Source organism: Pseudomonas sp. SORGH_AS_0199 (assembly GCF_031453735.1).
Classification (GTDB): domain Bacteria; phylum Pseudomonadota; class Gammaproteobacteria; order Pseudomonadales; family Pseudomonadaceae; genus Chryseomonas; species Chryseomonas aestiva.
On record NZ_JAVJAE010000001.1, the window covers coordinates 3,083,533 to 3,105,870 of the forward strand.

A 22,338-nucleotide genomic window follows, 5' to 3' on the forward strand; every position below is an offset into this window, starting at 1 on the left:
GGATGGCGGCAGCAGTGCCCTGCCCAGCATACCGAGTCGCCCGACCGATAGAAACTCGGCGATTCCCGGCGGTCTTCCGGCACCGGCTAGCCATTGGCAGCGATCAATCCGTGCACGCGCACCAGCCTTTCAAACAAGCGTATGAATATCCGTTGACAGGCCTCCTGCCGCCCCCTACCCTCGGTCGAGTGCCCTGCCCCTCCCGCCGGAGTGGGCCTCATCGAAAAAGACCACAAGGACCCTCGCCATGAGCGCAGCCGAAGCCATCGCCACCCTGAAGAGCAAGTTCGACCCCTCCGCCGCGGCCGGCCTGGATCTCACCTATCAATTCGACGTCGAGGGCGGTGACAACTACTACGTGGTCGTCAAGGACGGCACCTGCGACGTCCAGCAAGGCGACGCCGCCGACCCGGATTGCACCCTGATCATGGACCAGGACACCCTGGCTGGCATCGTCAGCGGCGAAACCGACGGCATGCAGGCCTTCATGTCCGGCAAACTGCGCGTCGAAGGCAACATGATGCTGAGCATGAAGCTGGGCGAACTCTTCCCCAACTAAGCGCCAGTCATGAAAAAGCCGGGCAATCGCCCGGCTTTTTTGTGCCCGGGATCAAGGTCGCCGCGGCGGCGCCGGTAGGGTGACGTTGCCATCCCAACCACCACCGAGCGCGGCGATCAGTTGGACGCTGGCACTGAGGCGGCTGCCCAGCAGGGTCAGGTTGGTGCGCTCGTTGCTCAGGGCGGTGGTCTGCAGGGTGACCACGTCGAGATAGCCAATCAACCCGGCCTGGTACTGGTTCTCGGCCAGTTGCAGGGCGCGCCGCGCGGCATCCAGGGCATCCTGGCGCACGCCGGCTTCGTCGCCGTAGGTGCGCAGCTGCACCAGATAGTCCTCCACCTCGCGGAAGCCATCGAGCACGGTCTGGCGATAACCGGCGACGCTGGCGTCGTAGCTGGCTTCGGCCGACTCCACCTGGGCGCGGCGCAGGCCACCATCGAACAGCGACAGGGCAAAGGATGGCCCGATCGACCAGAAGCGATTCGGCGTGCTGATCAGATTGCCCCACTGGCTGGCACTGTAGCCACCGCTGGCACTCAGGGTCAGATCGGGGTAGTAAGCCGCTTCGGCGACGCCGATGGCGGCATTGGCGGCCATGACCTGGCGCTCGGCCTGGGCGATGTCCGGACGCCGCTCCAGCAGGGTCGAGGGCACGGCGCTCGGCAGCGGCGGCAATTCGGGAACTGTCTTGACCGCGCCCAGCTGGAAATTGGCCGGGACTTCGCCGACCAGCACCGCGATGGCGTTTTCCAGCTGGGCACGCTGGTACCTGAGGTCGATGGCGTCGGCCTGGGTGCTCTTCAGCTGGGTGGTCGCCTGGGCCACATCCGCCGGCGTGACGATGCCGGCGCGGTACTGGTTCTGGGTCAGGCGCAGGGATCGCTCGTAGGCGGACACGGTGGCGTCGAGCAACCGCTGCTGGGCGTCCAGCACCCGTAACTGCAAATAGTTGGTCGCCAGTTGCGTCTGCAGACTCAGGCGGGTGGCCGCCAGCTCCGCAGCGCTGGCCTGGGCGGAAGCCCGATCCGCCTCCACCTGGCGCCTTACGCGCCCCCAGAGATCCAGCTCCCAGCTCACCCCCAGGCTGGCGTCGTAGGCGTTGCTGATGGTGCTGGTGCCACCGCTGCTGAAGGTGCTGCTGGTGCCATTGGAGTTGCGGATGACGGTGTTGCTGCCCGAACCGCCCCCGCGCCCGGAGCGGGTGGCGCCCAGGCTGCTGGACAGGGTCGGGAACAACGCGGCCCGCGCCTGACTGACCAGGGCCAGGGATTGCCGATAGGTCGCCTCGGCCTGGGCCAGGCTCTGGTTGCGCTGGTTCAGCTGGACCATCAGGCGATCCAGGGTCGGATCATCGTAGCGGCGCCACCAGTCGCCACGGACCTCCAGATCCCTGGGCGCGGCGGCCTGCCAGCCCTCGGCATGACGGTAGGCGACCGGCACCGCAGTGGTTGGCCGCTGGTAATCCGGGCCCAGGGTACAGCCGGCCAGTAGCAGAGCCAGGGTCAGCGTCGGCAGGCGCAGGGTTGGAGTCATAGCGGCGTATCCAGGGCAGCGTCGGTACGGATGCCGCGCCAGCGATTGACGCGGCGGCGCAGGCGTTCGAAATAGAGATAGACCACCGGGGTGGTGTAGAGGGTGAGGATCTGGCTCAAGACCAGGCCACCGACGATCACCAGGCCCAGTGGCTGGCGCATCTCTGCGCCTTCGGTATTGCCGATCAATAGCGGTACGGCACCGAGGATGGCGGCCATGGTGGTCATCAGGATGGGCCTCAGGCGCAACAGACAGGCCTGGCGAATGCCCTCCTCGGGCGTCAGTCCCTGCTGGCGCTCCAGCTGCAGGGCCAGATCCACCATCATGATGGCATTCTTCTTCACCACCCCGATCAGCAGGAACAGGCCGAGCATGGAAATCAGGCTGAACTGGCCACCGGTGAGCTGGATGGCGAGCAAGGCCCCTACCCCGGCCGACGGTAGCGTCGAGAGGATGGTCAGGGGATGCACGTAGCTCTCGTAGAGCACGCCTAGGACGATATAGACCAGCACCAGGGCGCCGAGAATCATCAGCGGTTGCCCCGACACCGTGCTGGCGAAGATGTTGGCGGATCCGCCCAGGCGACCCTGGACATCGGTCGGCAAGCCGATGGCCGCCACCGCGCGCTGTACCGCCCGGGTCGCCTGTTCCAGGCTGACGTCCGGCGCCAGGTCGAAGTTGATGCTCTCCGAGGCGAACTGGCCATCGTGGGTAACCCGGTCCTCGGCGAGGCTGTTGGTGTAGTAGGCGAAGGCCGACAGCGGGACCTGGGCGCCGCTGGCGGTGATGACCCGCACCTGCTCGAGGACGGTCGGATCCTGGGCATAGCGCGGATTGATCTCCATCACCACCTTGTACTGGTTGAGCGGCTCGTAGATGGTCGAGATCTGCCGCTGGGCGAAGGAGTTGTTGAGCACCGCAGCGACGGTCTCCATGTCCACGCCGAGGCGCTTGGCCTTCTCGCGGTCGATCTGCAGGGTGATCTGCTGGGTGCTGCCTTCGCGGCCGTCCACCGCGGTCAGCTCCGGCAGCGCCTTGAGTGCGGCCAATACCTTGGGCTGCCAGGTTTCCAGCAGCCCGACGTCGCCCGAGAGCAGGTTGTACTCATAGGACGAGGTGCTCTGCTGACGACCGCCGAATCTCAGGTCCTGGTCGGCCATGAGGAACAGCTGGGCGCCCGGCACCTTGGGCGCGTTGGCGCGGATGCGCTCGATGACCTTTTGCGCATCCAGCTGGCGCTCGGCGATGGGCTTGAGGCGAATCAGCATCACCGCGTTGTTCACCCCACTGCCGGAGCCGGAACTGCCGACGAAGCCGGAGGCGCTGGCCACCGCCGGATCGGCCAGCAGCGACTTGCGCAGGATCTCGATCTTCGGCTGCATGACCTGGAACGACAGCGCATTGTCGCCGCGGATGAAACCGATCAGCTGGCCGGTGTCCTGCTGGGGCATGAAGGTCTTGGGCACCACGACATAGAGCAGCACATTGAGCGCTATGGTCGCGATCAGACTCAGCAGGGTCAGCCGCCGATGACGCAGGGCCCAGCCGAGGCTGCGGTCGTAACCCGCCACCAGCCGGCGATGGGCCCGCTCGCTGAAGCGCTGCAGGCGGCTTTCGGTGGCGGGATCGTGAGGCCTGAGCCAGCGCGCGCAGAGCATGGGCGTCAGCGTCAGGGACACTACCAGCGACACCAGGATGGCGGCGGCCAGGGTCAGGGAGAATTCGCGGAACAGCTTCTCGACGATGCCGCCGATGAAGAGGATGGCGACGAAGACGGCCACCAGGGAAACATTCATCGACAGCAGGGTGAAGCCCACCTCGCGGGTGCCCTGGTAGGCCGCCTTGAGCGGCGCCATGCCGTTATCGATGTGCCGGGCGATGTTCTCCAGCACCACGATGGCATCGTCCACCACCAGCCCCGCCGCCAGGATCAGCGCCATCAGCGACAGGGTATTGAGCGAGAAGCCGAGCAGGTACATGACGGCGAAGGTACCCACCAGGGAGATGGGCACCGCCAGGGCCGGAATCACCGCGCTGCGCAGCCGGCCGAGGAATAGCCAGACCACGCCGATCACCAGGAAGACGGCGATGATCAGCGTCAGCTCGGCTTCATGCAGGGTGGCCTTGATCACCCCGGATCTGTCCATGGCCACTTCCAGGCGCGCGCTGGCCGGGACGATGGCCTCCAGCGCCGGCAGGCGCGCCTTGAGCGCGGCGATGGTCTCGATGATGTTGGCATTGGCCTGCCGATTGACCACCAGCAGCACGGCGCTCTGGTCGTTGTAGAAGCCGGCGTTGTAGCGGTCTTCCACGGCATCGCTGACCTTGGCGACATCGCGCAGGCGCAACGTCGCGCCATCCTGGTAGCGGATGATCAGGGGCGCATAGTCGGCGGCCTTGAACAGCTGGTCGTTGGCCTGGATCTGCCAATTGTGTTCGTCATTGGCCACCGCGCCCTTGGGGCGGCGCTGGTTGGCACTGTTGATGGCGGTACGGACGTCGTCCAGCGCCAGCCCGTAATGCTCCAGCTGGCGCGGTTCCAGCTCGATGCGCACCGCCGGCAGGGAGCTGCCACCGATCTGCACCTCGCCCACGCCGCTGACCTGGGACAGGCTCTGGGCCAGCACCGTGGACGCCAGGTCGTAGAGCTCGCCCTTGCTCAGGGTCTTGGAGGTCAGCGAGAACACCATGATGGGTGCCTGGGACGGATTGACCTTGCGATAGCGTGGCATCTGGCGCATGCCGCTCGGCAGCAGGTTGCGCGAGGCATTGATGGCCGCCTGCACCTCGCGGGCGGCGGTGTTGACGTTCTTGTCCAGATCGAACTGGATGATGATCTGCGTCGAGCCCTGGCTGCTGCGGCTGGTCATGGAGCTGATGCCGGCGATGGTGCCCAGGGAACGCTCCAGCGGCGTGGCGACGCTGGAGGCCATCACCTGGGGACTGGCCCCGGACAGGGTCGCCGAGACCGTGATGGTGGGAAAGTCCATCTGCGGCAGGGGCGCCACCGGCAACAGCCGGAAGGCGATGGCGCCCAGCAGCAGCAACGCCAGGCTCAGCAGCAAGGTCGCGACCGGCCGGGCGATGAAGGGCGCCGAGAGATTCACCTCAGACCGCCCTGCGTCGACCCAGGCGCTCGCCCAGGCTGTCGAAGGCCAGGTAGATCACCGGGGTGGTGAACAGCGTCAGCACCTGGCTGACCAGCAGGCCGCCGACCATCACCAGGCCCAGCGGCTGGCGCAACTCGGCGCCGGCGCCGGTGGCCAGCATCAGCGGCACCGCGCCGAACAGCGCCGCCAGGGTGGTCATGAGGATCGGCCGGAATCTCAGCAGCGCCGCCTGGTAGATGGCCTCCTCCGGCTGCAGTCCCTGGTGGCGTTCGGCATCCAGGGCGAAGTCGATCATCATGATGGCGTTCTTCTTGACGATGCCGATCAGCAGGATGATGCCGATCACCGCGATCAGGCCGAGGTCATTGCCGGTGAGCAGCAGCGCCAGCAGCGCGCCGATGGCCGCCGAGGGCAGCGTCGAGAGGATGGTCAGCGGATGGATGAAGCTCTCATAGAGCACCCCCAGGACGATATACATCACCACCACCGCCGCCAGGATCAAGAGCAGGGTACTGGACAGCGACGCCTGGAAGGCCGCTGCCGCGCCCTGGTAATGGGTATTGATGCCTACCGGCAGGCCGATCTCCTGCTTGGCCGCGTCGATGGCCGCCACCGCGGCGCCCAGGGAAACGCCGCTGGCCAGGTTGAACGACAGGGTCACCGCAGGGAACTGGCTCAGGTGGTTGATCACCAGACGGGTCGGCCGCTGTTCCATCTTCACCAGGCTGGACAGCCGCACCGGGGCGCGACTGGTGTCCGTGGTGGTCTCGGTGTTGGTGGCCGTACCGGTGCCGCTGCTGCCGCTGGACGAGGAGCCACTGCCCGCCTTCACCCAGACCTGGCTGAGGGCATCCGGTCCCAGGCTGTCGGCGGCGGCGCTGGCCAGCACCACCCGGTACTGGTTGGCCTGGGTATAGATGGTCGAGATCTGCCGCTGACCGAGGGCGTCATAGAGGGCATCGGTAATGGCCGAGACCTGTACGCCGAGCCGCGCCGCGGCGTCGCGGTCGATGGTCAGGTACAGCTGCAGCCCCTTGTTCTGCAGATCGCTGGTGACATCGGTGAGTTCCGGGCGCTCGTGCAACGCCTCGATCAGGCGCGGCACCCAGGTGTCGAGCAGGCTGGCGTCGGGCGAGTCCAGGCTCAGCTGGTACTGGGTCCGGCTGACCCGGTCCTCGACGCTGAGGTCCTGCACCGGCTGCATGTAGAGGGTGATGCCCACCACCTTGGCGACCGCGGGACGCAGCCGGTCGATGACCTCCTGGGCGGTGACGTCGCGCTCGCCCTGCGGCTTGAGGTTGATCTGCAGGCGACCGCTGTTGAGGGTGACGTTGTCACCGTCGACGCCGATATAGGAGGACAGACTCGCCACCGCCGGGTCTTGCAGCACCACCTCGGCCAGTGCCTGCTGACGCTCGCTCATGCCGCGGAAGGAGATCGACTGGGGCGCCTCGGTGATGCCCTGGATGGAGCCGGTGTCCTGGGCCGGAAAGAAGCCCTTGGGCACCAGCAGGTAGAGCACCGCGGTGAGCACGAAGGTCGCCACCGCCAGCAGCAGCATCAGCGCCCGGTGCGCCAGCGACCAGCGCAGCGCGCGGCCATAGCCGGCGATCAGCCGCTCCAGCCAGACCAGTTGGTGCTCGCCCGCCTCCTCGCGCTTGAGCAGCCGCGCGCACATCATCGGTGTCAGGGTAAGGGAGATCACCAGGGAGATGAGGATGGCCACCGCCAGGGTGATGGCGAATTCACGGAACAGCCGGCCGACCACGTCCTGCATGAACAGCAGCGGGATGAGCACCGCGATCAGCGAAACGGTCAGGGACACCAGGGTGAAACCGATCTGGCGGGCGCCCTTGAGCGCCGCTTCCATGGGTGTGGCGCCCTCTTCCAGATGCCGGGAGATGTTTTCCAGCATGACGATGGCATCGTCGACGACGAAGCCGGTGGCGATGGTCAGGGCCATCAGCGACAGGTTGTTCAGCGAGAAGCCGGCCAGGTACATGGCGCCGAAGGTGCCGATCAGCGACAGCGGCACCGTGACCGAGGGAATCAGGGTGGCGCTGAACCGGCGCAGGAAGACGAAGGTGACCATCACCACCAGTCCTACCGCCAGCAGCATCTCGTGCTGGACGTCGGTGACCGCGGCGCGGATGGTCTCGGTACGGTCGCTGAGCACGGCGATGTCGAGACCGGCCGGCAGGCTTTCCCTGAGGCTGGGCAGGAGCGCCTGGATGCGATCCACGGTCTGGATGACGTTGGCACCCGGCTGGCGCTGGACGTTGACCAGGATGGCACCGCTGCGATTGGCCCAGGCAGCCAGGCGGTCGTTTTCCGCACCCTGGGCGATGGTGGCCACGTCACCCAGGCGCAGGGCGCCGTTGTCGGCGTAGTTGAGGATCAGGTCGCCATAGGCCTTGGGATCGCGCAACTGGTCGTTGGCGTCCAGGGTGGCGACCCGGGTGGGGCCGTCGAAGCTGCCCTTGGGCTGGTTGGTGTTCTCGCTGGTGACCAGGCTGCGCACATCGGCCAGGGTCAGGTTGTGGGCCGCGAGCTTGTCCGGATCGACCTGGATGCGCACCGCCGGGCGCTGGCCGCCGGCGAGGCTGACCATACCGACCCCGGTCACCTGGGCGAGCTTCTGCGCCATGCGGGTGTCGACCAGGTCGTAGAGCGTGGGCAGCGGCAGCGTCCTGGAGCTGATCGCCAGGGTGACGATAGGCGTATCGGCCGGATTGACCTTGTTGTACACCGGTGGTGCCGGCAGATCGTTGGGCAGCAGGTTGTTGGCCGCATTGATCGCGGCCTGGACTTCCTGTTCGGCGACCGACAGGTCCAGTTCCAGGTTGAATCTGAGGGTGATGACCGAGGCACCACCAGAGCTGGTCGAGGCCATCTGCGACAGGCCCGGCATCTGGCCGAACTGACGCTCCAGCGGCGCGGTGACGGCGCTGGTCATGACATCGGGGCTGGCACCGGGATAGAGGGTGAGCACGCGGATGGTGGGATAGTCCACCTGCGGCAAGGCCGCCACCGGCAGCAGACGATAGGCCAGCAGACCGGCGATGAGCAGCGCCACCATCAACAGGGTGGTGGCGACCGGGCGCAGGATGAAGGGGCGCGAGATATCCATCGCGGCCGATCAGCCCTGGGTCTTGCCGGGCTTGCGTACCGCCGGCTTGGCCGGTTCGCTGGGCGCCGCCGAAGCCCCGGTGACCACCTCCACCTCGTTGCCCTCGCGCAGCCGATCGGTGCCTTCGGTCACCACCCGGTCGCCAGCGGCCAGGCCTTCGGTAACCACGGTCAGGCTGCCGTCATCCGGGCCCAGCTTGAGGCTGCGCACCTGGATCTTGTTGTCGGGCCCCACCACGTAGGCGAAGGTGCCATTGGAGCCGAACTGGATGGCTGCCGAAGGCACCACCAGCGCCTGGTCCAGCACCTGTTCGCGCACCCGTACGGTCACGAACTGATTGGGGAACAGCGCCTCGTCGCCGTTGGCGAAGCGGGCGCGGAACTTGAGGGTGCCGGTGGCGGTGTCGATCTGGTTATCGAAGCTCTGCAGGGTGCCATCGGCGACCTTGCGCGAGCCACCGCGATCCCAGGCTTCGACCGCCAGGGTCTGGCCGGCGCGGGCGCGCTTGAGCAGCTCGCCGAGCTGGCTTTCCGGCAGGGTGAAGACCACCGAGATCGGCTGGGTCTGGGTGATCACGGCCACCACGGTGCTGTCGTTGGCGGACAGCAGGTTGCCGCCGTCGAGCTGGCGCAGGCCGACGCGCCCGGCGATGGGCGCCTTGATCTGGGTGAAGGCCAGATTCAGCTTGGCATCGGCCACCGCCGCCTGGCTGTTCTTGAGGGTGCCGCGGTACTGGTTGACCAGGGCTTCCTGGGTATCCAGCGTCTGTTTGGCGATGCTGTCTTCACGGAACAGACCCTGGTAGCGCTTGAGGTCCAGCTCGGCATTGCGCAGCTGCGCCTGATTCTGCTGCAGGGTGCCTTCGGCCTGCTGCAGCGCCACCTGATAGGGTCGTGGATCTATGGTGGCCAACAGGTCGCCGGCCTTGACCTTCTGGCCTTCGTCGAAGGCGACGCGTACCAGCTCGCCGGCGACCCGGGTGCGCACATTGACGGTATTGAGGGCCGTCACCGTACCGATGGACTTGCGCACGATGGGAAAGCTGCGCTGCTCCACCGCCACCACCCGTACCGGAGTCGGACCGGTCATGCCGAAGGGCGAGCGCGCGCCCTTGCCGGCGGCGGCCTCGCCCTTCTGTCCGTGCTGGTGATACCAATACCAGCCACCCGCGGCCGCCAGCGCCACGAGGACGAGCAGCCAGACCAGTCGGCGACGGGAGGAAGAGCGAGGCGAAGAGTCGGACATCGAGAATACGTACACGCTGGGAAAGACGGAAGATAAGCAGTAGCGAGACGGCTAACCAGCCCCTTTACCGCGTTTTTACCTAAAGCAAAACGGGCAGACACGAGAGGCGCCTGCCCGTTTCGAAGCGCCCACCGCACCGGGCGGTGGGTCGTCGACGATCAGCCGAGAACGGCGAGTGCCGCCGCGTAATCCGGCTCCTGACCGATCTCGGGCACCAGCTCGCTGTGCAGCACCTTGTCCTGCTCGTCCAGCACCACCACGGCGCGGGCGGCCAGGCCCTGCAGCGGACCGCTGGCCAGGGCGACGCCATAGTCCTGGAGGAATTCGGCACCGCGCAGGGTGGAGAGGTTCACCACCTTTTCCAGGCCTTCGGCGCCACAGAAGCGCTTCTGGGCGAACGGCAGGTCGGCGGAGATGCACAGCACCACGGTGTTATCCAGCTTGTCGACTTCGGTGTTGAACTTGCGTACCGAGGTCGCGCAGGTCGGGGTGTCGACGCTGGGGAAGATATTGAGCACCTTGCGCTTGCCGGCGAGGCTGGCCAGGGTGATGTCCTGCAGATCACCATTGACCAGGCTGAAGGCCGGGGCCTGTTGCCCAGGCTGCGGCAGGCTGCCTTGCACGTCGACCGGGTTGCCACGCAAATTGACGGTTGCCATGAACTGCTCCTTTCTCATGAGACGGGACAGGGAGTAAACACGTTTTCCGCAGGCGATCAAAGCGTTACGCGCCCCGGCTTCAAAAATCGCGGCGATAGAAGAAATCCAGGGAATTGGCGAGACCGCTGGCGATCTCCAGATAAAGCCGCCTGGTGAGCTGGTAGCGCAGGGCGACGGTGTTGGCTGAAGCGAACACCCCGACCCCATAACGCACCGACAGCCTGTCGGTCAGGTTACCCGAGGCCACCACGCTGGTCTTGTCCCCCGAACCCGCCGTATCCAGCTGGAAGTTCTGGATGCCCAACCGCTGCGCCAGGGCGCCCGCGGTACCGGAACTGCCGGCCAGGCCCAGGGCCAGCGCCGCCTGGCCGAGCACGTTGTTGTCCCCTTCGCTGCCGCTGGACAGCGGGCGACCCAGTACCAGGTAGGCCAGCGCCTGCTCCTGGCTCATGCTCGGCTCGGAAAACACCTCGATGCGCGGCTGCTGGGCAAAGCCCGAGAGCCGCAGGCCCGCGGTGACATTCTGCTCCTGCACTACCCGCACGGCTTCCACATCGATATAGGGCTGGGCGATGGGGCCCTGGAAGAACAGCCGGGCGCGCCTCATGGTCAGGCGCTGACCGTAGGCGTTGTAGCGTCCGTTGCGCAGATTCAGCTCACCGCGCGTGTCGAGGTTGTCGCCGATGTGTACCTTGCCGACGATCTCGGCGGACAACCCGAAGGCATCGAAGGTGAGCTTGTCGGAACCGACCAGCACATCGACGTCCATCGCGATCTGCATGGCCTGCTGCCTGGCAGGCGCTTCCTGGCCGACGATGACGGCATCGTCCGACACCTTGACCGTGGACGGCGGCAGCTGCTGGACCCGGATGCGCCCGCGCGGCACCCGCACCTCACCGGCCAGGGCCAGACGACCATCCTTCATCAGGATCTTGAGATTGGGCGCCACTTCCAGCTGGGCATAGGGCTCGACGTTGACCGGCAGCCTGTCGCCGGTGACCGCCACGTTGACGTCCAGGCCATTGGCCCAACCGACGCTACCCTGGATCTGGCCACGCCCCTGGGGTCCGCTGCGCCAGCCGCCATCGAGCACGGCGCTATCGCCCTGGATGCGGGCGGTCAGACCGAGATCCTGCAGGCGCGTTGGCACGCTGCCACCGCCGATGTCGCCACCGCTGAGCTGGAGCTGACCATTGACGCGGGGTTGCAGCAGCGTCCCTCCCAGTTCGCCGGCGCCATTGATCTTGCCTTCGAGGTGTTCGATGCCTTCGACGAAGGCCTTGCCCAGGGCCAGATTCAGGCCCTGCAACTGGAAACGACCGGTCAGTGCCTGGCTCGGATCGCGGGGATCCAGGCGGGCCTGGACGTCGAGCCGGCCCAGATCGGCACTGGCCAGGCGCACCTGGGTGTCGACCTGCTGCGGCTTCAGGGCGCTGGTGACGTCCAGGCTGTCGTAGCTGAAGGTCTGCCACTGACCGGCAGCGTCGCGCAGCCTGAGGCTGCCGCGCCCGGCCTGGAGGCGGATTTCGCCATCGGGTCCGGCCTTGGATAGGCGCAGGTCGACGTCGCCGTCGAGGGTGCCTTGCCAGGCCAGCTCCGGCGGTAGCAGCGGTTGCAGACTGGCGAGCGGGAAGGCGCGCAGGTGCCAGGCGAGGCGGGTATCGGGCAGCAGTTGCTGATCGTCGCCACAGAGGCTGGCCGCACCCGAACGCCAGCAGTGGCGGCCCAGCTCCAGGCGCCCGTCGACCAGGCGCTCGATGCGTGCCGGACTCTGCAGCGACCAGTTCTGGCCACTGGCGGCGACCGAGCCACGCGCCAGCTGACCCTTCCAGTCCCCGTTGTCGGCCAGCGTGCCACCTGCTGCGAGCATCAGGTTCAGTTGCGACCCCTTGAGCGAGAGATCCGCCTGCTGCTGACGACGATCACCCTGCCCCTGCAGGCGCAGGACACCGAAATCACGACCAGCGGCCTGCAGCCCCTGGGCGGTAAGGTCCAGGGTGCCGCGTTGGCGATCATCCAGGTTGGCGGCCAGCGCGAGGCTGCTGATGCGGTTGTCGGCATAGGTCAGCTGGCGACCGTTGAGGCGCAACTGACCGGCAGGGGCCTTGAGGGTCCCGGCCACGTCCAGGCGGCCCTGGGCGCTTCCGGAAAGGTCGGGCCAGAGCTGGGCCAGGCGGCGCAGGTCCAGCTGGAGCTGACCTCGCAGACGCTGGTCGAGGGCGCCCTGCCCCTGAATCCGATTGTCACCCAGGCGAATGTCGAGCTCGGATACCTGCCACTGCTCGCCGGCGCCCTTGGCCTTGGCCGCCAGCACGGCCGGCTGGTTGCGCAGTCGACCCTTGAGGTCCAGATCGGCATCCAGCTGCAGGCGCCCATCCTTGAAGGCGCCCGAACTGCGCAGCGGACCGCCCAGGCTGCCGGGCAGCTGGGCTACCCAGAAGGCCGGATCGAGGCGGCTCAGGTCCAGGGCCACCTGCCAGCTGACGCCGTCGGTGAAGCCCAAATTGACCTTGCCCTGCGCCCGCCCCTGGCCAGCCTGGAGATCCAGCGATGGCAGATTGAGCTGAGTGGTGTCGCCACTGAAGGGGGTGGCCAGGGTGAAGGCGCCGGCCGGGCCGGTGGCGGCGGCCTTGAGATTGCCCAGGTAGGCGCCGTCCCGGTAGGCCACCTCGCCTTGCAGGCGCTGCAGACTCACCGGTGGCTCCGCCATGGGATACAGCCGCCGCCAGGGGAAATCACGCCAATCCAGCGTGGCATCGGCGGCCAGTCCCTGGTGCCAGTCGACCTGTCCGGCCAGTGCCATGCGCTGTTCGGGCGCGGCCTGCAAGCGCAGCGCCGCGATCCGCGCGCCCTGGGCATCGACGCGGCCATCCAGATTCAGCTCCACCGGACCGCCCTCGCCCGGCAACCGGGCCTGGCCGACCAGGGCGTAGCCCGCGGCCAGGTCGCCCCGTGCGGTCAGCTTGAGATCGTTGAGCCGCAGGGTATCGGGCAGGCTGGCGGCCGCCTTGAAGCCATCGGCCACCAGCTGCAGGTCGGCCGGGACGTTTTCCACCAGCGGCTGCACCGTGCCGGTCAGGCGTCCGGGCAGATAGCCGCTGCTGTCAGCCTCCAGGTGCAAGGTCTTCTGCAATTCACCGTCCAGCTTGAGCGCCAGCGACCAGGGCGCGGCCTCCGGCGCGGGCAGACCCAGAGTGCCCTGCAACTGCAGCGGCCAGGCGCCACTCGGTTGCAGCTGGCCATGGATATCCAGGGTGATGCCGTGGGCCAGGCCGGCCAGCCGCTCGATGACGATGCCCTCAGCCTGCCAGCGCGCCTGGAGTGCCAGGTCGCGAGCCTGTTCGGCGCCGTTGTAGCGGATTTCGCCGATTCGCACCTCGCCCAGCTGCACCCCCAGCGGCAAGCCGAGGCTGGGCAACTGGATGGGCCCGTTTTGCTCGGGCGTAGGCTCGGGACTGGGCGCCTGGTCGATGGCGATGCGCGAAGCGACCAAGGTATCGATGCACAGCTGCAATCTGAGCAGGCAGCCGGGTCGCCAGGCGAATTCGGGCGTCTCGACCGTCACCCGGGTAGCACCACCGTCCCACACCAGCTGCCGGGCTTGCCAGTGGCCACCGAGGCGACCCTGGAAATCGCTCAGGGTCAGACCAGGAACGTGATCCAGCACCAGGCGGCCGATACTGCCGTTACCCAGCATCAGGGCCAGCAACAGAACCAGGGCGCCCAGCAGGGCCGCCAGTACACCGAGGATGACACCGCCTACCGACTTCACAGCTCAGGCCCTATGGAAAAGTGCAGGCGGATACCGCCGGGTTCGTCGAGACCGTGGGCCAGGTCCACACGGATCGGTCCTACCGGCGAGACCCAGCGCACGCCCACGCCGACGCTGGTCTTGAGCTCGTAATTGTTGAGGTCGTTGAAGGCGCTGCCCTGGTCGATGAAGGTGGCCAGCCGCCATTTGTCGCGCAGGGGATACTGGTATTCGACCCCACCGGCGACCAGGTAGCGACCGCCCACGTAGTCGCCCTCATCGTTTTCCGGCGACAGGGTCTGGTAGTCGTAGCCGCGAACGCTCTGATCGCCGCCGGCGAAGAAGCGCAGCGACGGCGGGACCTTGTTGTAGCCGTTGGTGAAGTTGCCACCCAGTTGCAGGCGCCCGAGAAAGCGGTGCCCGTCGTCCACGGTGATCAGCCCACGGGCCAGCGCCGTGGCATGGATCATGTTGGCATCCGAGAGCAGTCCTTCCTTCGCCGCCGACACGCCGAACTGCAGACGGTAGCCGCGATTGGGGTCGATGCGGTTGTCGCTGCGCAGCAGGGAGAAATCCACCCCGGGCATCACCAGATTGGAGGTGCCCTCGTCATTACCCAGCCGATAGCTTTCGTTGCGCCACTTGAGCGAGAGCACCCGCTCCCAGCCGTTGGGAAACTTGCGATGCCACTCGGGGCCCACGGTCAGCAACTGGCTGAGGGAGTCGTCGTTGGCGATCTGCTCGTACTGGTAGCCGCCAGCGAAGCGGAACTTGTCGTTGATCGGGTCCTGCCCGGGAATGTCGTACCAGGTGGCAATGCTCTGGCGTGGCGCCGACAGCTCCGCTTCCGCACCCAGGCTGTGACCCTGAGGATTGAGCCAGTGGTTTTCCCAGGTGAATCTCAGCCGGGGGCCGACATCGGTGGAATAGCCGGGACCGAAGCCGAAGGTCCGTGGCTTGCGGGTCCGCAGGGTGACCGTCACCGGCACCTCGGCAGCGCCTTCCTGCTTGGGATAGGTGTCGAGCCGTGCGCCATCGAAGAAGCCGCTGGCCAGCAGGTTGCTCTGGAAGTCGGCGATCAGCTCGGAATCGTAGGGCGTGCCCTGGGCGAAAGGCACCATGCGCTGGAGCAGATCGGGATCGAAGGGCGCATCCCCTTCGAAGGACACCTTGCCAAGGACAAAGCGTGGCCCGCTGGCGAACACCAGGGCGATATCGGCAAAGCCGGTGGCGGGATCGATACGCAGCTGATGCTGGGTGAAGGTGCCACGAAAGAAGCCATACCGCTGCGCCTGGTTCTGGATCAGGCTCTTGGCGTCTTCGTAGAGACCCTGGTTCAGCGGCTGGCCCGCCTTGAGCCCGGCCGGAACCGGCTGGCGAAAGGCGCGCAACTCGCGCGCCGGACCTTCGATGCGGATATCGACGTTGCGCAGCCTGACCGGCTCGCCCGGCCGTACCTCGACCACCAGCCGTGGCGTCTCCCCCGGCTCGACCCGGGTCTCGATCTGCGCGTGGTAGTAGCCGAGTGCCTGGGCGGCCTGTTCGGCCTGCCGTTCCGTCGCCGGACGCAGGCGCTGCAGCCCGGCGACATCTCTTCCCTCGACCGAGCCGATATAGGCCTGGATGTTGTCTCGCAACGCGTTGTTGGCGGGTTGGACGCGAACGCTGACTTCGGCCGGTGCCGCCCAGGCCACGCCGTGCAGACAACAAATTCCAATCAGGGCGCGGCGTAGAGCGTTCGGCTTATTCATACAGGGATGCTAACGGGCGTTGCGCTGTGAGACAAACGGGAGTGGCCAGGGTTCGCCAGGTGGCCGTTTCGGCAAGAAGCTTTCTGCTAGGCTAGGGCCATCCACGTTTCGGGAGGGTGTCATGAAGGTAGTTTGCTTCAATATCAATGGCTTGCGCGCAAGACCTCATCAACTTTCCGCCATCATCGAACGCTATGATCCGGATGTGATCGGTCTTCAGGAAACCAAGGTCGCGGATGACCAGTTTCCCCTGGCTGAGGTCGAGGCCCTGGGTTATCACGTGCACTACCACGGGCAGAAGGGCCACTACGGGGTGGCCCTGCTGTCACGCCTGGCGCCGCTGGAGTTGCACAAGGGCTTTCCGGGCGATGGTGAAGAATCCCAGAAGAGATTCATCTATGGCGTCTTCGCGGATCGCCAGGGTCAGCCGCTGGTGGTCATGAACGGCTATTTTCCTCAAGGCGAGAACATTGCCCACCCGACAAAATTCCCAGGCAAGAGGAAGTTCTACGCGGATCTTCAGAATCTACTTGAAGAGCGCTTCTCACCGGACACACCCTTGCTGCTCATGGGCGACTTCAACATCTCCGCCCAGGATCACGACATCGGCATCGGCGCAGCCAACGCCAAGCGCTGGCTGCGTACCGGCGCCTGCAGCTTCCAGCCGGAAGAACGCGAATGGATGCAGCGGCTGCTCGGCTGGGGCCTGATAGACAGCTACCGCCAGCTGCACCCTGAGATCGATGACCGCTTCAGCTGGTTCCCCTATCGCAGTCGCGGCTTCGAAGACGAACCCAAGCGCGGCCTGCGCATCGATACCATCCTGGCCTCGCGGATCCTGCAGGAGCGTATCGTCTCCGCCGGCGTGGACTACGACATCCGCGGCATGGAGAAACCCTCCGACCACGCGCCGATCTGGCTGGAATTGACGTGAGGTCCTGTCACATCGACGTCATGCGACATCCCTAAGGTGTCGGCCTCGCCTTAGGCTCGAGGCCGACCCATGAACTGCTCTGCTCCGGTATTCCGTCGCGCCTTGCTGCGGCGAGCGGCGCTCGCGACCTTGCTTCCGCTGCTGCCTCTCCCCCTGCTGGCCAACGACGCCCCAACCACCCTCCTGCGCCTGCAGGGCTCCAATACCATCAACGCCCGCCTGGGTCCGCGCCTGGTCGCGGCCCTGCTCGCCGAGCGCGGCTTCCGCGATCCCCAGGTGGTACCCACCGCGGTGATGGATGAATGGCAGCTGGTGGCGCGCGCCCCGAACGGCGCTAGCGTGGCCGTGCAGATCGCGGCCCATGGCTCCAGTACCGGCTTTACCGCCCTGGCGGCGGGCACAACCGATCTCGCTGCCGCCTCGCGCCCGGTCACCGATGCCGAGGTGAACACCCTGGCCGGCCTGGGTGACCTGCGCAGCAAGGAGGCGGAGTACGTCATCGGCCTGGACGGCCTGGCGATCATCGTGCATCCCGGCAATCCGCTGCGAGAACTCGATCTGCAGCAGCTGGCGCAGATTTTCTCCGGCGACATCGGCGACTGGCACCAACTGGGCGGCAAGGCCAGCCCGATCCGACTCTATGCGCGGGATGATCGCTCGGGCACCTACGACACCTTTCGCGAGCTGGTGTTGAGTCCTGCCGGCAAACGCCTGAGTGCTGCCACCAGGCGCTTCGAATCCAACGAAGAACTGGCGCAGCGGGTGGCCGAGGATCCCGCCGGCATAGGCTTCACCAGCCTGGCGGCGGCTGCCGGGTCGCCAAAGCTCGCCCTGCGCGACGGTGAAGGCCGCGCCATAGCGCCGAGCGAAGCCAGCATCGCCACCGAAGACTATCCGCTCGCCCGCCGCCTCTTCCTCTATGCGCCGCCTGCCCAGCGTTCGGACTGGGCGCAGAGTCTGCTGGAATTCAGCCAGACCCCGACGGGTCAGGCGGTGGTGCAACAAAGCGGCTTTGTCGCCCAGCGCATCGAGCCTCTGACCATAGACGGCACCCGCGGCATGCCACCGGCCTACGGCAAACTGGCGCGCCGGGCGCAGCGCCTCACCGTAAACTTCCGTTTCACCGCCGGCAGCGCGCGCCTGGACAACAAGGCGCTGCGTGATGTCGAGCGGCTGGCCACCTTCATGCGCCAGCCGGAAAATGCCGGTCGGCAGCTGATTCTGGTGGGCTTCAACGATGCCACTGAAGATCCGGCACGCGCCTCCCTGCTGGCACGCCTGCGAGCCACCGCGGTCGCCACGGCGTTGCGTCACCAGCAGGCCTTTGCCGGCGAATTGCTTTCTCTTGGCGACCAGCTGCCCGTTGCAGGACTGTCGCCCAATGGCCGAGTAAAGAACCGGCGTGTCGAGGCCTGGATTCAATAGTAATCAAGGTGTTATGCCAAGAACGTGAAGAGGTATAGCACACCCCTACAGCGCCAGCCGGCAGTGCACGCACAGCGGTCGCCAGGCAATTCAGATTCGTAAAAAACTTAAGGTAACGTCTTAAAAGTAGATTCTAATTAAGATTATAAAATAACCGTATCTAATTGATTTAGAACAAAATATAAAATTATCTTGATACCAAATCGAAGGACTATCGGGAGGCAGGCGCGACCGTCTCCAGCCCCTGTACAGCTTCGCCCGGCTTGATCCCACGCCCTGAAAACCAGCCGGCTTGGGTCTCCAGCGCGTAGCGCGCCGGGGCCTTAGAGCAATGATGGGTATCGGTCAGTGGCTGCATCTCGACGGTATTGAGGATCCTGCCACTCTTGTCGATGAAGGCGGCGGCCAATGCGCTGGGGGTATCGCGCATCCACAGGCAGCGTTCGTCATCCCCGGCAAAGACGAACAGCATCCCTTCACGGGCGCCCAGTGGCGGTCGCCCCATGAGTCCCCGAGCCCGCTGCGCAGGTGTCGCTACCACCTCGACGGCCAGGCGCTGCCCACCGATCCGCAATTCGATCCGCTCCGCTGCCCAACCGGGCATGGCGACCAACAGCAGGAAACCGACCCAAGTAGGACCTGGCGCTCGTTTCGCTTCCTCGCGCGCATGGACAAAAAATGTCATCGCATGTGACCTTTACCGGACGAAAGCAATCTATCCCACATTGTCAGACAACCTCTCGAGTCCGATGTCGACCGCCAGCCTACCGCCCGCACCCTCACCCGCTCTGGCCACCCGCATTACCCTGGGCACGGTGCTCTTTACCTTTATCGCCTACCTTACCATCGGCATCCCCCTGGCCGTGCTGCCGGGCTACGTGCATGACCAGCTGGGCTTCAACTCCATCATCGCCGGCCTGGTGATCAGCAGTCAGTACCTGGCGACCCTGTTTTCGCGCTCCCACGCCGGACGCATCATCGATACCGTGGGCGCCAAGCAGTCGGTGCTCTACGGCATGCTCGGCTGCGGCCTCAGTGGCGTGCTAATGCTGGCCTCGGTGCTTCTCCAGGCCTGGCCCTGGGTCAGCCTCACCGCCCTGCTGCTCGGCCGACTGGTGCTGGGTTGCGCCGAAAGCCTGTCGGGCACCGGTGCCATTTCCTGGGCGATCGGCCGGGTCGGCCCGACCAATACCGCCAAGGTGATTTCCTGGAATGGCGTCGCCAGCTACGGTGCCCTGGCCATAGGCGCGCCGCTGGGGGTGGTCTTGGTGGATACCCTGGGGCTGTGGATCATGGGCGTCAGCATCATCGGGCTGGCCGCCGTGGGTTATCGCATCGCCAAACCCCGTCCGCCAATCGTCCCGGTGCGCGGCGAACGCCTGCCCTTCACCACCGTGCTGGGTCGGGTCCTGCCCTTCGGCCTCGGCCTGGCGCTGGGCGGCATCGGCTTCGGTACCCTGGCGACCTTCATTACCCTCTATTACGCCAGCCAGGGCTGGAGCGGCGCGGCCCTGTGCCTGACCGTATTCGGTTCCTTCTTCATCGGTGTACGCCTGGTCTGTGCCAACGCCATCAACCGCCACGGCGGCTTTCGCGTCGCCATCGTCAGCCTGGCGGTGGAAGCGGTCGGTCTGGCGGTCCTCTGGCTGGCTCCTAGCGTGACCACCGCCCTTATGGGTGCCGCCCTTACCGGGATCGGCTTCTCGCTGGTATTCCCGGCACTCGCCGTGGAAGCGGTGCAGCGGGTCCCGTCCTCCAACCGGGGCGCCGCCCTGGCCGGCTATTCGGTATTCATCGACCTTTCGCTGGCAGTCACTGGCCCCCTGATCGGCGCCGTGGCCACCCACTTCGGCTATGCCGCCAGCTTTCTCTGCGCCGCCCTGGCCGCGCTCGCGGGCCTGGCCCTCAGCGTCCGCCTCCTCTGCCGTTTCGACGAGTCCTCTCGAGAACAGCCATGACCACGACAGTCCCTCCCGCTACCTCGCTCGCCATCACGCTGCGCATCGTCTCAATCGTCGTCTTCAGCTTCCTGCTGTTCCTGGCGATTGGCCTGCCGCTGGCGATCCTGCCGGGCTACGTGCACGACGATCTCGGCTACGGCTCGGTGATCGCGGGACTGGCGATCAGCATCCAGTACCTCGCCACCCTGTTCACCCGGCCCCTGGCCGGCAAGCTGGCCGACAGCATTGGCGCCAAGCGCGGCGTGATCTACGGTCTGTTCGGCTGCGTCGCCTGCGGCGTGCTGACCCTACTGGCCACCTCGCTGCAGAGCCTGCCTGGTCTCAGCCTGGGCCTGCTGATCGTCGGCCGGGTCATCCTCGGCATGTCCCAGGCCCTGATCGGCACCGGCTGCCTGAGCTGGGGCATGGGCAGCGTCGGCATGCAGCACGTGAGCAAGGTGATCTCCTGGAATGGCATAGCCGCCTACGGCGCCCTCGCGATCGGCGCGCCGCTGGGCGTGGCCATGGTCGCCGGCCTCGGCCTATGGAGCCTGGGCGTAGCGATCGCGCTGCTGGGTGCCCTGGGCCTGGCCCTGGCTTGGAACAAAGAACCGGCGCCGGTGATTCCCGGTGAGCGACTGCCCTTTCACAAGGTGTTCTGGCGCATCAGTCCCTTCGGTCTCTGCCTGCTGCTGAGCTCCATCGGCTTCGGCGCCATTGCCACCTTCGTTACGCTCTACTATGCGAGCAATGGCTGGCCCAATGCCGCCTTCTGCCTGACTGCCTTCGGCGCAGCCTTCATCTGTGCGCGGCTGTTGTTCGCCGGCACCATCAACAAACTGGGTGGCTTTCGGGTCGCCCTGGCCTGTTTCACCGTCGAGAGCCTGGGCCTGCTGCTGCTCTGGCTGGCAGTCACCCCGCAGATGGCACTGATCGGCGCGGCCATGGCCGGCTTCGGGCTGTCGCTGGTCTATCCCGCCCTGGGGGTAGAGGCCATCGTCAAGGTGCCGCCCACCAATCGCAGTGCCGCACTGGGTGCCTACTCGCTGTGCCTGGACCTGGCGCTCGGTATCACCGGGCCGCTGGCCGGTGCCATCGCCAATGGCTTCGGCTTCAGTGCCATCTTCCTGTTCGCCGGCCTCATGGCCCTGGCTGGCCTGGGCCTTAGCGCCCTGCTCTACCGCCGTGCATTGCGTGAGCGGCCGAACATGCCGCCAACCTGACCAACTGATAGCGTCAGCGTCAGGCACCTGCGAATCACTTAGCGGATGTCGCCTGCCGGCTCCTGTAACCCCTACAGCGGACCAGGATCCGGGATCGGCGCCGGGGGCTTGGCGGGTTCGGTCAGGTTCTCGACTATCTCGTCGGGGATCTCGGTATCGATTTCCTCGTCGACCATGTCGGAGTCGTTCAGCGGTGCCTGATCGCCGCCCAGCCAGAGGGCCAGCGGCGAGGTGGTGTCGGGCGCGGGAGAAAGAGAAAGGATCATGCCGTGGCTCCTGTGCCGGTCGGTCTCAGAGATTAGTAGGTCGGCGGGGCCGGATGTTTCATCCAGACCCCTACCGCACGTCGCCGGATGGCAGGCAACTGACTGGTGTACGCCAGAGCGGCTGGTGACCTTCCAGGACAGAATTCGCCAAGCCTGGCAGCAGGTGCGGCCGCACATCCTGGCGATTGGCCAGGCGGAAGGTCCAGGCCTGACTAGACTGAGAAGATTCTCCACCCAGGAAAGGCCGTCCATGGAAACCAACGCTCTCCCCCCTCACGCCTCGAATCTGCTCGCGGTCGTTTCGGAAGACGAGTTGCTGCTGCAAGCGCTGGTCCGTGAGGTCCTGAAACAGGAAGGCTTCCATGTGGAGACCTTTGGCACTGCCGATGCCGCCCTGCAGTTTCTCGAACGGCATTGGCAGCAGGTCAACGTGGTGGTGTCCAACGTGCGGATGCCGGGGGTGATCGATGGCGTGCAGTTGGCCAGGATCGTCAGCGAACGCTGGCCCGGGGTGCCCGTCGTGCTGATGTCCGGCTACACCGGCCTGCGCAATGACATTCCGTCCGGAATACCCTTCCTACACAAACCCTGGACGCTGGATCAACTGACCGACGCGGTCTGGAACGTGGTACCACGCCCTGGCTCTCCCGGCCCGACCGCCCACTAGTCCAGCGACACCCGGCCGCCGCCTGCCCCGTACAAACGACCTCGCAGCTATGACACAATAGGCGGCATGTCGGGCACCGCCCGCCTTTACCGCAGCCCAGCCAGGCCGCCGCGCACCGTCGCTGCCCATTGACCCTGCCCGCTGG

The 22,338-nt window shown here is 66.2% G+C and carries 15 protein-coding genes; 6 read left to right on the plus strand and 9 right to left on the minus strand.

Annotated elements, in window-relative coordinates; all coding sequences use genetic code 11:
- The first annotated feature begins 247 nt into the window (after positions 1 to 247).
- Positions 248 to 559 carry an SCP2 sterol-binding domain-containing protein gene (locus QE444_RS14575; protein WP_017640561.1) on the plus strand — a complete coding sequence of 104 codons (312 nt, stop codon included), beginning with the start codon at positions 248 to 250 and terminating at the stop codon, positions 557 to 559.
- Between the two features lie 51 nt (positions 560 to 610).
- On the opposite strand, the gene QE444_RS14580 is transcribed toward QE444_RS14575, so the two are convergent.
- The 7 genes from QE444_RS14580 to QE444_RS14610 form a co-directional block, all read right to left on the minus strand.
- Entirely contained in the window at positions 611 to 2,092 is a 1,482-nt protein-coding gene (locus QE444_RS14580) for an efflux transporter outer membrane subunit (RefSeq protein WP_309739389.1), read from the minus strand.
- On the minus strand, positions 2,089 to 5,199 hold the full coding sequence (locus QE444_RS14585; RefSeq protein WP_309739391.1) for an efflux RND transporter permease subunit: 3,111 nt from the start codon (positions 5,197 to 5,199) through the stop codon (positions 2,089 to 2,091). Before QE444_RS14585 ends, QE444_RS14580 begins: the two co-directional genes overlap by 4 nt.
- 1 nt (position 5,200) lies before the next feature.
- Positions 5,201 to 8,332 (minus strand): multidrug efflux RND transporter permease subunit, encoded by a 3,132-nt coding sequence (locus QE444_RS14590; protein WP_263259696.1) that lies wholly within the window; start codon positions 8,330 to 8,332, stop codon positions 5,201 to 5,203.
- Positions 8,333 to 8,341: 9 nt separating this feature from the next.
- Entirely contained in the window at positions 8,342 to 9,577 is a 1,236-nt protein-coding gene (locus QE444_RS14595) for an MdtA/MuxA family multidrug efflux RND transporter periplasmic adaptor subunit (protein ID WP_133863099.1), read from the minus strand.
- Positions 9,578 to 9,735: 158 nt separating this feature from the next.
- Positions 9,736 to 10,236, minus strand: coding sequence for a thiol peroxidase (gene tpx / locus QE444_RS14600; RefSeq protein ID WP_208691293.1), 501 nt, complete (start codon positions 10,234 to 10,236; stop codon positions 9,736 to 9,738).
- Between the two features lie 79 nt (positions 10,237 to 10,315).
- Positions 10,316 to 14,008, minus strand: a complete 3,693-nt coding sequence (locus QE444_RS14605) for a translocation/assembly module TamB domain-containing protein (RefSeq protein WP_309739398.1) — start codon at positions 14,006 to 14,008, stop codon at positions 10,316 to 10,318.
- Positions 14,005 to 15,738 carry an autotransporter assembly complex family protein gene (locus QE444_RS14610; protein WP_309739402.1) on the minus strand — a complete coding sequence of 578 codons (1,734 nt, stop codon included), beginning with the start codon at positions 15,736 to 15,738 and terminating at the stop codon, positions 14,005 to 14,007. The genes QE444_RS14605 and QE444_RS14610 overlap by 4 nt, the downstream gene beginning before the upstream one ends.
- Positions 15,739 to 15,859: 121 nt before the next feature.
- Here QE444_RS14610 and xthA point away from each other — a divergent pair, with 121 nt between their 5' ends.
- Both xthA and QE444_RS14620 read left to right on the plus strand, forming a co-directional pair.
- Positions 15,860 to 16,672 carry an exodeoxyribonuclease III gene (xthA, locus tag QE444_RS14615; protein WP_309739403.1) on the plus strand — a complete coding sequence of 271 codons (813 nt, stop codon included), beginning with the start codon at positions 15,860 to 15,862 and terminating at the stop codon, positions 16,670 to 16,672.
- 69 nt (positions 16,673 to 16,741) lie between these two features.
- A complete protein-coding gene (locus QE444_RS14620; RefSeq protein WP_309739405.1) occupies positions 16,742 to 18,097 on the plus strand; it encodes a substrate-binding domain-containing protein in 1,356 nt (451 codons plus the stop codon).
- 211 nt (positions 18,098 to 18,308) lie between these two features.
- Here QE444_RS14620 and QE444_RS14625 read toward each other — a convergent pair whose 3' ends face one another.
- Positions 18,309 to 18,782, minus strand: a complete 474-nt coding sequence (locus tag QE444_RS14625) for a DUF192 domain-containing protein (protein WP_187979334.1) — start codon at positions 18,780 to 18,782, stop codon at positions 18,309 to 18,311.
- A gap of 64 nt (positions 18,783 to 18,846) precedes the next feature.
- Here QE444_RS14625 and QE444_RS14630 point away from each other — a divergent pair, with 64 nt between their 5' ends.
- Both QE444_RS14630 and QE444_RS14635 read left to right on the plus strand, forming a co-directional pair.
- Entirely contained in the window at positions 18,847 to 20,055 is a 1,209-nt protein-coding gene (locus QE444_RS14630) for an MFS transporter (protein WP_187979335.1), read from the plus strand.
- Positions 20,052 to 21,260: an MFS transporter gene (locus QE444_RS14635; RefSeq protein ID WP_309739411.1), complete on the plus strand. Its 1,209-nt coding sequence runs from the start codon at positions 20,052 to 20,054 to the stop codon at positions 21,258 to 21,260. The genes QE444_RS14630 and QE444_RS14635 overlap by 4 nt, the downstream gene beginning before the upstream one ends.
- Before the next feature lie 71 nt (positions 21,261 to 21,331).
- Here the strand turns inward: QE444_RS14635 and QE444_RS14640 are convergent, their stop codons facing one another.
- Positions 21,332 to 21,526 (minus strand): hypothetical protein, encoded by a 195-nt coding sequence (locus tag QE444_RS14640; protein ID WP_187981395.1) that lies wholly within the window; start codon positions 21,524 to 21,526, stop codon positions 21,332 to 21,334.
- Positions 21,527 to 21,776: 250 nt separating this feature from the next.
- On the opposite strand from QE444_RS14640, the gene QE444_RS14645 reads away from it, so the two are divergent.
- A complete protein-coding gene (locus QE444_RS14645) occupies positions 21,777 to 22,193 on the plus strand; it encodes a response regulator (protein WP_273861502.1) in 417 nt (138 codons plus the stop codon).
- Positions 22,194 to 22,338: the final 145 nt, after the last annotated feature.